Source organism: Streptomyces sp. NPDC039462 (assembly GCF_055639375.1).
Window position 1 is genome coordinate 346,876 of sequence record NZ_JBVKAO010000002.1, and the last position, 12,349, is coordinate 359,224.

6 protein-coding genes are annotated in these 12,349 nt (G+C 71.9%); 4 read left to right on the forward strand and 2 right to left on the reverse strand.

Features of this window, described 5'->3' with window-relative positions:
- Positions 1-126: 126 nt before the first annotated feature.
- Both glgP and ACZ7LU_RS12280 read right to left on the reverse strand, forming a co-directional pair.
- Positions 127-2,754, reverse strand: a complete 2,628-nt coding sequence (gene glgP, locus ACZ7LU_RS12275; protein ID WP_471916657.1) for an alpha-glucan family phosphorylase — start codon at positions 2,752-2,754, stop codon at positions 127-129.
- Between the two features lie 162 nt (positions 2,755-2,916).
- Positions 2,917-4,284 (reverse strand): carboxylesterase/lipase family protein, encoded by a 1,368-nt coding sequence (locus ACZ7LU_RS12280; protein ID WP_471916658.1) that lies wholly within the window; start codon positions 4,282-4,284, stop codon positions 2,917-2,919.
- 295 nt (positions 4,285-4,579) lie between these two features.
- Between ACZ7LU_RS12280 and ACZ7LU_RS12285 the strand changes: the two genes are divergently transcribed.
- From ACZ7LU_RS12285 to glgB, 4 genes are all read left to right on the forward strand, one after another.
- Positions 4,580-6,616 carry an alpha-1,4-glucan--maltose-1-phosphate maltosyltransferase gene (locus ACZ7LU_RS12285; protein WP_471916659.1) on the forward strand — a complete coding sequence of 679 codons (2,037 nt, stop codon included), beginning with the start codon at positions 4,580-4,582 and terminating at the stop codon, positions 6,614-6,616.
- Positions 6,613-8,331 carry a maltose alpha-D-glucosyltransferase gene (gene treS / locus ACZ7LU_RS12290; RefSeq protein WP_468089594.1) on the forward strand — a complete coding sequence of 573 codons (1,719 nt, stop codon included), beginning with the start codon at positions 6,613-6,615 and terminating at the stop codon, positions 8,329-8,331. The genes ACZ7LU_RS12285 and treS overlap by 4 nt, the downstream gene beginning before the upstream one ends.
- 141 nt (positions 8,332-8,472) lie before the next feature.
- On the forward strand, positions 8,473-9,909 hold the full coding sequence (locus ACZ7LU_RS12295; protein ID WP_468313933.1) for a maltokinase N-terminal cap-like domain-containing protein: 1,437 nt from the start codon (positions 8,473-8,475) through the stop codon (positions 9,907-9,909).
- A 26-nt stretch (positions 9,910-9,935) separates the two neighbouring features.
- Positions 9,936-12,335: a 1,4-alpha-glucan branching enzyme gene (gene glgB, locus ACZ7LU_RS12300; protein WP_471916660.1), complete on the forward strand. Its 2,400-nt coding sequence runs from the start codon at positions 9,936-9,938 to the stop codon at positions 12,333-12,335.
- Positions 12,336-12,349: the final 14 nt, after the last annotated feature.

The following is a 12,349-nucleotide window of genomic DNA, read 5'->3' on the forward strand; positions in this document are numbered from 1 at the left end:
CCAGCGCACGCTCGCGTTCAGTGGCCGTTGCACCGGCCCTGTTGAACGTTGTCTGGGGGTCTGACGATACCTACGCGCCCCGTGGTTTCACGATGGCGGATTCTGCTCTTGCACTCGTGGTCCTTCTCACCGCATCAGCACCCCCGCCTCCTCCCCCGTCGCCTCCGACGGGACGGCGACGAGCCCCAACTCCGCGCCGCTCGCCAGCAGCCGGTGCGAGGGCAGAATCCGCACCGTGTATCCGAAGGGCCCGGTCCGGTCCAGCGCGAGGGGGCCCTCGTACACCCGGCGCCCCTGCGCGTCGGGCCCGCTCGTCGGCTTCAGCGGCACCGCGGACGCGTCGGCGATGTGGTCCTCCGGGTCGACGCGTCCCGCGAGGACCTGCACCTCCACGTCGTCCGGCGTCAGCTCCCCCAGATGCACGCGCACCCGCAGGGCGAACGTGGCGCCGAGCTCCGCGGTGGAACCGGTCGCCGACGCCTCCACGTGGTCGACGGCGACCCGGGGCCAGGCCGCCCTGACCCGGGTCTTCCAGGCGGCCAGTTCACCGGCGGCCGGCGCGTCGAGGGCGCGCTGGGCGCGCGCGGCGGGTGCGTACAGCTTCTCGACGTACTCCCGGACCATGCGGCCCGCGAGGACCTTCGGGCCGAGCCGGGTCAGCGTCCTGCGGACCATCTCGATCCAGCGGTCGGGCAGGCCGCCGGGGCCCTGTTCGTAGAAGCGGGGCGCGATGCGGTGCTCCAGGAGGTCGTAGAGGGCGGCGGCCTCCAGGTCGTCACGGCGGTCGTCGTCACCCGCCGTGCCGTCCGCGGTGGGGATGGCCCAGCCGAAGTCGGGCTCGAACCATTCATCCCACCAGCCGTCGAGGACGGAGAGGTTGAGGCAGCCGTTCAGCGCCGCCTTCATGCCGGAGGTGCCGCACGCCTCCAGGGGCCTGAGCGGATTGTTCAGCCACACGTCGCAGCCCGGGTAGAGCTTCTGCGCCATCGCCATGCCGTAGTCCGGCAGGAACACGATGTGCCGGCGCACCCGCGGGTCGTCGGTGAACCTGACCAGCTCCTGGATGAGGCGCTTCCCGCCGTCGTCCGCCGGGTGCGCCTTGCCCGCGACGACGATCTGCACGGGCCGCTCGGGGTGGCGCAGCAGCTCCATCAGCCGGTCGCGGTCGCGCAGCATCAGCGTGAGCCGCTTGTACGAGGGGACGCGGCGCGCGAAGCCGATGGTGAGGACGTCCGGGTCGAGCACCCCGTCGATCCAGCCCAGCTCGGCGGTGGCGGCGCCGCGCTGCCGCCACGAGTCGTGCAGCCGCCGCCTGACCTCGTGGACCAGCTGTTCGCGCAGGGTGCGGCGGAGCTCCCAGATGTCGGCGTCCTGGATGTCGGCCACCGCGTCCCACCGGTCGGAGCCGCCGACGGACAGCGCGTCCTCGGTGCGGCGCTCGCCGATCTGGCGGGCGCCGAGCCGGAAGACCTCGGGGGCCACCCAGGTCGGGGCGTGCACGCCGTTGGTGACGGACGCGATCGGCACCTCCTCGGCGTCGAAGCCCGGCCACAGGCCCGCGAACATCTCCCGGCTCACCGAGCCGTGCAGGGTGCTCACGCCGTTGGCGCGGCTGCCGAGCCGCAGGCCCATCACCGCCATGTTGAAGAGGTTGGGCTCGCCGCCCGGGTAGGTCTCCATGCCGAGCCGCAGGACGTCCCCCGCGTCGATGCGGGGCAGCTCGGCGCCGGGGCCGAAGTGGCGGGCGACCAGCTCGCGGTCGAAGCGGTCGATGCCTGCGGGGACGGGCGTGTGGGTGGTGAACACCGTGCCGGCCCGGACGGATTCGAGCGCCGCGTCGAACTCGACGTCGCGCAGGGCGAGTTCATGGATGCGTTCGAGGCCGAGGAAGCCCGCGTGGCCCTCGTTCGTGTGGAAGACCTCGGGTTCGGGGTGGCCGGTCAGGCGGCAGTACGCGCGGACGGCACGCACGCCGCCGATGCCGAGGAGCATCTCCTGGAGCAGCCGGTGCTCGCTGCCGCCGCCGTAGAGCCGGTCGGTGACGTCGCGCTCGCCGGGGTCGTTCTCCTCGACGTCGGAGTCGAGGAGGAGCAGCGGCACGCGTCCGACCTGCGCCTGCCAGACGTGGGCGCGCAGCGACCGCCCGCCGGGCAGGGCGAGCGCCACCATCGTGGGGGTCCCGTCGTCCTCGCGCAGCAGGGCGAGGGGGAGCTCGTTCGGGTCGAGGACGGGGTAGTGCTCCTGCTGCCAGGCGTCGCGGGACAGCGACTGGCGGAAGTAGCCGTGGCGGTAGAGCAGCCCGACGCCGATGAGGGGGACGCCGAGGTCGCTGGCGGCCTTCAGGTGGTCCCCGGCGAGGATGCCGAGGCCGCCGGAGTACTGCGGCAGGGCGGCCGTGATGCCGAACTCGGGCGAGAAGTAGGCGACGGCACGCGGCAGGTGCCCGTCGTTCCTGGCCTGCTCCTGGTACCAGCGGTCCCCTGCGACGTAGTCCCGCAGGTCGTCGGCGGCCTCGTCGAGCCGCCGCAGGAAGTCCGCGTCACCGGCGAGCTCGACGAGCCGCTCGGGCGGCACCTCGCCGAGGAGCCGCACGGGGTCGCAGCCGGAGGCCTGCCACAGCCGGGGGTCGACGGACGCGAAGAGGTCACGGGTGCGCGGGTGCCAGGACCAGCGCAGGTTGCGGGCCAGCTCGGCCAGCCGGCCGAGGGGCTCGGGAAGGACGGGACGTACGGTGAACCGACGGATGGCCTTCACTGCGACTCCACCTCTGCGGGGAATGCCCTACGTATCGACACGTATCGACCTACGTCTCGACGGTAGCGGTGATCGGGTCCCGGCAACTACGGCGCGCGGACGGGCGCAGTCGGGGTGCGGGGTGTGGCGCGCGGGGCGCGGAGTGGCCGGTTCCGGCCGTGATCACCGGTGTGCCGGGCCGGGTTCGTCGTCCCAGATCCGGGTCGTGTGCCGTCCGGCCGTGTGACGCGGCCATCCGCCGCCCGGGTCGAGATCGCGGACGAAACTCACCCAGGCGGCGTGCATCGCGTCGGCCAGGGGCTGCGGCGGGGAGTCGCCCGCGGCGGCGGCGACGCCCTCCGCGCCGAGCAGGTCGAAGGCGAAGGGCAGGTCGAGGCAGTGGCAGGCGAGGCCCTGCGTGGCGCCGGGCACCGGCGTGGGCCAGGCGAACTCGTACAGCCAGGTGGGGTGCGCGCGCCGGGCGCGCGCCCGCGCGAGCGCGAGGGCCGGGCCCCGGAAGACGAGATCGGTCAGCTCCTGGCCGCCGAACGCGTGGAACTCGTGCCGCGTATGGCCGAGGAGCAGCGGTATGTCCGCGGCCAGGGTGCCCTCGGTGAGCTCGGTGAGCGTCGGCCTCGGGATCAGCTCGCCGTCCGCGACCGGCCCGAGCAGCGGGCCGGGCAGCCGCTCGCGGCCGGGGCCCGGCGCGGTCAGCTCGTCCTGGAGGGCGAGCAGCCGGTCGTCGGAGAGGGGGCACAGGGCCGCCGCGGTGGCGGGCACGCCGGTGCGCCGGGTGAACAGTTCGGCCACGGCGGGGCCGACCCAGCGTTCCTGGGGGTCGATCAGCGAGCCGGACATGGATATCGCCGCGCGGAACAGGCCGCGGGCGGCGGGCGTGGCGAGCAGCGTCTGGACGGCGCCGCCGCCCGCCGACTGTCCGGCGACCGTGACCCGGGCGGGGTCGCCGCCGAACGCCGCGATGTTGTCGCGCACCCACTCCAGGGCGGCGAGCCAGTCGCGCACGCCGCGGTTGTCCGGGGCGTCGGCCAGGTGCAGGAAGCCCTCGATGCCGAGCCGGTAGCCGAGCGAGACGAGGACGACGCCGTCGCGGTTGAACGCGGCCCCGTCGTACCAGGGGCTCGCCGCGGACCCGGCGACGTAGCCGCCGCCGTGGATCCAGACCAGGACGGGCAGCGCGGCTCCCGCGTCGGCGGCGGGCGTGAAGACGTTCAGGTTGAGGATGCCCGGGCCGGGGATCGTCGGCTCGGGAATGGTGGCTCCCTCGCCGAAGCCGCGGCGCTGCGCGGTCGGCCCGTACGCGGTGGCGTCCAGCGGCGCGGTCCACGGGTCGGGCGGCGCGGGCGGCGCGAAGCGGAGGGCGCCGACGGGCGGCGCGGCATACGGGACGCCGAGGAACCGGTCCCCGCTCGCACGCCGCTCGCCGCGGACGGGGCCGTGGGTGGTGACGACGACCGGGGCCGGGTCGGGACCGGCGCCGGTGGACGGTGCGGTGTCGTGCGTCCCGTCCCGCCGGGTGTCTCGTGCGCTCATCGATGAGCCCTCCGCGTGCATCCGTCTCCTGGGTCCGGGGGGATCGTGCCAGGTTTACGCGGCATGGGCACAGACCAACAAACCTGGGGCATATGCGAATTGGGACCGGTCCGGCCATTCATGGCGGGACCGGTCTTGCATGCGCCCTTACGCACTAGTAGTTAACAAAGCGCCGGATTGCGCACCCGAAGGCTGTGGGAAGGCTCCTCCGGTACGCACTCGGCTCACGGGCCGGCACGCACCGCGGAAGTCTCCACACCCACGTATCCGTGCACGCGGACAGGAGCGGTCAGACATGCCTCTAGGCTCACCCCCGCCAGACACGTCGGCGCAGCCCACGATCCCCGTCCAGGACGTACGACCCGCCGTCCACGGCGGGCGAAAACCGGCGAAGGCGGTGCCTGGAGAAACGTTCCAGGTCACCGCCACGGTCTTCCGCGAAGGACACGAGGCGGTCGCCGCCAATGTCGTCCTGCGCGATCCCGAGGGGCGCCCCGGGCCCTGGACCCCCATGCGGGAGCTCGCGCCCGGCACCGACCGGTGGGGCGCCGACGTCACACCGGACGCCGAGGGGCGATGGACGTACGCGGTGGAGGCGTGGGGCGATCCGGTCACGACCTGGCGCCACCACGCGCGGATCAAGATTCCCGCGGGGCAGGACACGGAGCTGGTCCTGGAGGAGGGCGCCCGCCTCCACGAGCGCGCCGCGTCCGGCGTCCCCCGCACCGAACGGGCCGCCGTCCTCGACGCGGCACAGGCACTGCGCGACACGGGCCGCTCACCGGCGGCCCGTCTCGCTGCCGCCCTCACCCCGGAGGTGCGGTCGGCGCTCGCGCGGTACCCGTTGCGCGAATTCGTCACCTCCTCCGAGGAGTTGCCGCTCATTGTGGAGCGGGAGCGGGCTCTCTTCGGGTCCTGGTACGAGTTCTTCCCGCGCTCGGAGGGTGCCGTCGTCGAGGAAGGTGCCCCGCCCGTCTCCGGGACGTTCCGTACCGCGGCCGAACGGCTGCCCGCCATCGCCGGGATGGGCTTCGACGTCGTCTATCTGCCGCCGATCCACCCCATCGGCTCCACCTTCCGCAAGGGGCCCAACAACTCTCTCTCGGTGGGCCGGTACGACGTCGGCGTGCCGTGGGCGATCGGCTCGCCGGAGGGCGGTCACGACGCGGTCCACCCGGACCTCGGCACGCTCGACGACTTCGACGCGTTCGTGCGCCGGGCCGGCGAGCTCGGCCTCGAAGTCGCCCTGGACTTCGCGTTGCAGTGCTCGCCGGACCATCCGTGGGTGGAGAAGCGCCCCGAGTGGTTCCGTCGGCGGGCGGACGGCTCCATCGCGTACGCCGAGAATCCGCCGAAGAAGTACCAGGACATCTATCCGATCGCCTTCGACAAGGACATGCCGGGGCTGATCGCCGAGACCGTGCGGCTGCTGCGGTTCTGGATGGCCCACGGCGTCCGTGTCTTCCGCGTCGACAACCCGCACACCAAACCGGTCGTGTTCTGGGAGCGGGTGCTCGCCGAGGTCAACAGCACCGACCCGGACGTCATCTTCCTCGCAGAGGCCTTCACCCGGCCCGCGATGATGCGGACGCTCGCGGCCATCGGCTTCCAGCAGTCGTACACCTACTTCACCTGGCGCAACGACAAGGCCGAACTCACCGAGTACCTCACGGAGTTGTCACGAGAGACGGCGCACTTCCTGCGCCCGAACTTCTTCGTGAACACCCCGGACATCCTGCACGCCTACCTCCAGGAGGGCGGCCGGCCCGCCTTCGAGGTGCGGGCCGTGCTCGCCGCCACGCTGTCGCCGACGTGGGGCGTCTACAGCGGATTCGAGCTGTGCGAGAACACCGCCGTGCGGCGCGGGAGCGAGGAGTATCTGAACTCGGAGAAGTACCAACTCCGGCCCCGCGACTGGGAAGGCGCCGCCCGCCGGGGCGAGACGATCGCCCCGCTGATCACCGCCCTGAACCGGCTCCGGCGGACCAGTCCCGCCCTCCGGCAACTGCGCGACCTGCACTTCCACGAAACGGACAAGGAAGCGGTGATCGCGTACTCGAAGACGGCCGCCGACGAGCACGGATCGAACACGGTTCTGGTGGTCGTGAACCTCGACCCTCACCACACCCAGGAGGCCACGGTCTCGTTGAACATGCCGCAACTCGGCCTGGAATGGCACGAGTCCGTGCCGGTGCGCGACGAGCTCACCGGCGAGACCTACCACTGGGGCAGGGCCAACTACGTGCGCCTCGAACCGGGCCGCGCCCCCGCGCACATCCTCACGGTCCTGCGACCGTCCTCACCGTTGATCGGAGGGTCACCCACACCATGATCGTCAACGAGCCCGTCCAGGACACCTTCGAGGACACACCGGCCAAGGACCGCGACCCCGAATGGTTCAAACGCGCGGTCTTCTACGAAGTCCTCGTCCGCTCCTTCCAGGACAGCAACGGCGACGGCATCGGCGACCTCAAAGGCATCACCGCCAAACTCGACTACCTCCAATGGCTCGGCGTCGACTGCCTCTGGCTGCCACCATTCTTCAAATCCCCCCTCCGCGACGGCGGCTACGACGTCTCCGACTACACCGCCGTCCTCCCCGAATTCGGCGACCTCGCCGACTTCGTGGAATTCGTCGACTCCGCACACCAACGCGGCATGCGCGTCATCATCGACTTCGTCATGAACCACACCAGCGACCAGCACCCGTGGTTCCAGGCCTCCAGGAACGACCCCGAAGGCCCCTACGGCGACTACTACGTCTGGGCCGACGACGACAAGCAGTACCAGGACGCCCGCATCATCTTCGTCGACACCGAAGCCTCCAACTGGACCTTCGACCCCGTCCGCAAGCAGTACTACTGGCACCGCTTCTTCTCCCACCAGCCCGACCTCAACTTCGAGAACCCGGCCGTGCAGGAAGAGATCATCTCGGCCCTTCGGTTCTGGCTCGACCTCGGCATCGACGGGTTCCGCCTCGACGCCGTCCCCTATCTGTACGCGGAGGAGGGCACCAACTGCGAGAACCTCCCGCGCACCCATCACCTGCTGAAGCGTGTCCGCGCCGAGATCGACGCGCACTACCCGGACACGGTCCTGCTGGCCGAGGCGAATCAGTGGCCGGAAGATGTCGTCGACTACTTCGGGGACTTCCAGAACGGCGGCGACGAATGCCACATGGCATTCCACTTCCCCGTCATGCCCCGCATCTTCATGGCCGTACGCCGCGAATCCCGCTACCCCGTCTCCGAAATCCTCGCGAAAACCCCCGCCATCCCCTCCGGCTGCCAATGGGGCATCTTCCTGCGCAACCACGACGAGCTCACCCTCGAAATGGTCACCGACGAAGAACGCGACTACATGTACGCGGAGTACGCCAAAGACCCGCGCATGCGCGCCAACATCGGCATCCGCAGGCGCCTCGCCCCCCTCCTGGACAACGACCGCAACCAGATCGAACTCTTCACCGCCCTGCTCCTCTCCCTGCCCGGATCGCCGATCCTCTACTACGGCGACGAGATCGGCATGGGCGACAACATCTGGCTCGGCGACCGCGACGCCGTCCGCACCCCCATGCAGTGGACCCCCGACCGCAACGCCGGCTTCTCCTCCTGCGATCCCGGACGCCTCTACCTCCCCACGATCATGGACCCCGTCTACGGCTACCAGGTCACCAACGTCGAAGCCTCCATGAGCAGCCCCTCCTCCCTGCTCCACTGGACCCGCCGCATGATCGAGATCCGCAAGCAGAACCCGGCGTTCGGACTCGGCTCCTACACCGAGCTCCCCTCGACCAACCCGGCGGTCCTCGCCTTCCTGCGGGAGGCCCCGTCGACCGGCGACGACGGGGACGACCTCGTACTGTGCGTGCACAACTTCTCGCGCTTCGCGCAGCCCACCGAGCTCGATCTGCAGGCGTTCAGCGGACGCCATCCCGTGGAGCTGATCGGCGGGGTGCGCTTTCCGGCCATCGGTGAGCTGCCGTACCTGCTGACCCTGGCGGGGCACGGGTTCTACTGGTTCCGGTTGCGCAAGGAACCGGCGTAGGCTCCGGCAGCGCGACGCCCTCGCGGGGCGGTTTCCGCCGCCCCGCCCTGGGCACTCCTACGCAACAACCGGCACTCTCCCTCCGCACCACCGGCACTCCCGCACCCTGCCTCGTCCGCGACGCGGAAAGGACGCGACGCCATGTCGGAAGCCGCCATCCGCCCCACCGCACACGCCACCGCGCTGCTCGCCTCGCTCGACCCGCTGCTGCGCGAGTGGCTGCCACGGCAGCGGTGGTTCGCCGGGAAGGGGCGCCCGATCAGCGCCCTGGAAGCGGTGACGGCGACCGAACTCCTGCCGCACGGCTCGCCGTCGGGCCTGCTCCACCTCCTCCTGCGGGTCCGCCAGCCGATCATTCCGGCGCACGGCGCCGCGCTCGACGGCGTCGGCGCCGAACGGCCCACCGACTGCTACCAGTTGCTCCTCGGCGTGCGCCGCACCCTGCCGCCGCACCTGGCCCCCGCCCTGATCGGCCACGTCACCGAGGGCCCCCTCGCCGGAGCGACGGTGTACGACGCGCTGCACGACCGGCACCTCACCGAGCTGCTCCTGGAGCGGCTGCGCATGCCCGGCCGGCACGGCGTACTCCGTTTCGAACGCGACATGAGCGCGGAGATCCCCTCCGGGCTCGTCCCCCGGCTGCTCGCCACCGAGCAGTCCAACTCCTCGCTCATCTATGGAGATACGTTCATCCTCAAGCTCTTCCGCCGCGTGGTGCCCGGCGTCAACCCCGACCTGGAGATACCGCTGCACCTCGCCCGCCAGGGCTGCGCACGGGTGCCCGCGCCCGCCGCCTGGTTCCTCGCCGACCTGTCGGCCGGCGCCGACGACGCCGAGCGCTGCGGCCTCGGGGTGCTCCAGCCGTACCTCGCCGGGGCCGAGGACGGCTGGGAGCTCGCCCTGCGGATGCGCGACAAGGGCGAGAGCTTCACCGGTGAGGCGCGGGCCCTCGGCCGCGCCACGGCGGAGGTGCACGCGGCACTCGCGGCCGCACTGCCCACCGTCACCCTGGGCCGGGCGCAGGTGGAGGCGGCGGCGGACGCCATGGCGGAGCGGCTCACCGCGGCCGCCCAGGCCGTCCCCGTGCTGCGCCCCTACGCCCCGGGGCTGCTCACCGCCTTCGAGGCGCTGGCCGACCTGGGCGGCGAGGGCCAGCAGTGGACGGCCCAGCGCGTCCACGGCGACCTGCACCTCGGGCAGTGCCTGCGCTCCCCCGACGGCGAGTGGTCGCTCATAGACTTCGAGGGCGAGCCCGCGCGGCCGCTCGCCGAGCGCCGCCTGCCGCAGCCGCCGGTCCGCGACGTGGCGGGCATGCTGCGCTCCTTCGACTACGCGGCCTCCCACGGCACCTGGGACCCCGAGTGGGCCGACGAGTGCCGGGCCGCGTACTGCTCGGGATACGCGGAGGTCTCGGGCCGCGACCCGCGCATGGACCCCGTGCTGCTGCGCGCGCACGAGACCGACAAGGCGGTCTACGAAGTCCTCTACGAGGCCCGCCACCGCCCCGACTGGCTGCCGGTCCCGATGGCCGCGGTCCGCCGCCTCACCCAGGACGGCCCCGCCGACGACGCCCACTGACCACCCCTCCGGAGGAGGCCTCTCCCGTGACCCCGCGCCCCCGCAAACCGTCCGACGAGAAGCACGCGAAGACCACCAAGAGCACCAAAGGCGCCAGGAAGACGGCGGCGAAAGCACCGGCGAAGGGCAGCGGAGCGACGGCCGGACCACCCAAGGCACAGCCGAAGTCCGGGGCCGACGGAGGGACCAAAGCGGTGACCGCGCCCGGTGCCGTGCCGCCGCCCGTCACCGAATCGCCCGTCCCGGCGAGCGACCGAGACCGGCTCCTGAGCGGTACCCACCACGACCCGCACGGCGTTCTGGGCGCCCACCCCGTGCCCGGCGGGATCGCGTTCCGGGCCCTGCGCCCGTACGCGAAGGCGGTCGCCGTGGTCGCCGACGACCTCCGTGCCGAGCTGCGCGACGACGGCGACGGCTTCTTCTCCGCGGTCCTCCCGCTGCGGGCCGTGCCGGACGGCTACCGGCTCCACGTCACCTACGAGGACGCGGAGTTGGAGATACATGACGCGTACTCCTTCCTCCCCTCGCTCGGCGAGTTCGACCTGCACCTGATCGGCGAGGGGCGCCACGAACAGCTGTGGACCGCTCTCGGCGCGCGGCCGATGATCCACCAGGGCGCGACCGGCACCCGGTTCACGGTGTGGGCGCCCAACGCCCGGGGCGTGCGGGTCGTCGGCGGCTTCAACTTCTGGGACGGCACCGGCTTCCCGATGCGTTCGCTCGGCGGCACCGGCGTCTGGGAGCTGTTCGCGCCCTCCGTCGGCGAGGGCGAGCTGTACAAGTTCGAGATCACCCGGCCCGACGGCTCCAAGACCCTGCGCGCCGACCCGCTCGCGCGCCGCACGGAGGCGCCGCCCGCCAACTCCTCGGTCGTACACGAGTCGCACCACGAGTGGCACGACCAGGAGTGGCTGGCGCGCCGCACGGCCGTACCGGCCCACGAGGCGCCCTTCTCCGTGTACGAGGTGCATCTCGCCTCCTGGCGGCCGGGCCTCACGTATCGGCAACTCGCGGAGCAGCTGCCCGCGTACGTCGCGGACCTCGGCTTCACCCACGTCGAGCTGATGCCCGTGGCCGAGCACCCCTTCGGCGGCTCCTGGGGCTACCAGGTCACCGGCTTCTACGCGCCGACCGCCCGCCTCGGCACGCCCGACGACTTCAAGTTCCTGGTCGACGCGCTGCACCGGGCCGGGATCGGCGTCCTGATGGACTGGGTGCCCGCGCACTTCCCGCGGGACGACTGGGCGCTCGCCGAGTTCGACGGCCGGCCGTTGTACGAGCACGAGGACCCGGCCCGGTCCGCGCACCCCGACTGGGGCACCCTGGAGTTCGACTACGGCCGGAAGGAGGTCCGCAACTTCCTGGTGGCGAACGCCAGTTACTGGTGCGAGGAGTTCCACATCGACGGCCTGCGCGTCGACGCGGTGGCCTCGATGCTCTACCTCGACTACTCCCGCGAGGAGGGCGAGTGGACGCCGAACGCGCACGGCGGCCGCGAGAACCTCGACGCCGTCGCCTTCCTCCAGGAGATGAACGCCACCGTCTACCGCCGCTGCCCCGGCGTCGTCACCATCGCCGAGGAGTCCACGGCCTGGGACGGCGTGACGCGGGCGACGCACCACCAGGGCCCGGGCGGCTTCGGCGGCCTCGGTTTCGGTCTCAAGTGGAACATGGGCTGGATGCACGACTCCCTCGACTACGTCTCCAAGGAGCCGGTGCACCGCAAGTACCACCACAACGAAATGACGTTCTCGATGGTGTACGCCTACAGCGAGAACTACGTCCTGCCCATCTCGCACGACGAAGTCGTCCACGGCAAACGGTCGTTGGTGTCGAAGATGCCGGGCGACTGGTGGCAGCAGCGCGCCAACCAGCGCGCCTACCTGGGCTTCATGTGGGCCCACCCGGGCAAGCAACTCCTCTTCATGGGGCAGGAGTTCGCGCAGGGCGCCGAGTGGTCGGAGGCGCACGGCCCGGACTGGTGGCTGCTCGACCCGGCGTACGGCGCCGAACCCGACCACCGGGGCGTGCGCGACCTCGTCCGCGAGCTGAACACCGTCTACCGCCGCGAGGGCGCCCTGTGGCAGCGCGACACGGACCCCGGGGGCTTCGCCTGGGTGGAGGGCGACGCCACCGAGGACAACGTCTTCGCCTTCCTGCGGTACCCGGCGGAGGACGGGGACGGCACCCCGCTCCTCGCCGTCTCCCACTTCTCCCCCGTCGTGCGGCACGCCTACCGGCTCGGCGTGCCGGACGGCTTCGGCGCCTGGCAGGAGGTCCTGAACACGGACGAGGCCCGCTTCGGCGGCGGGGGCGTCACCAGCCCCGACCCCCTCAAGCCGGACCCCGTGCCGTCCCACGGCCGCCCCGCGTCGCTGCGCCTGACGCTGCCACCGCTGGCCACGGTGTGGCTGCGCCCGGTGTGACCTGCCGGGCCCCC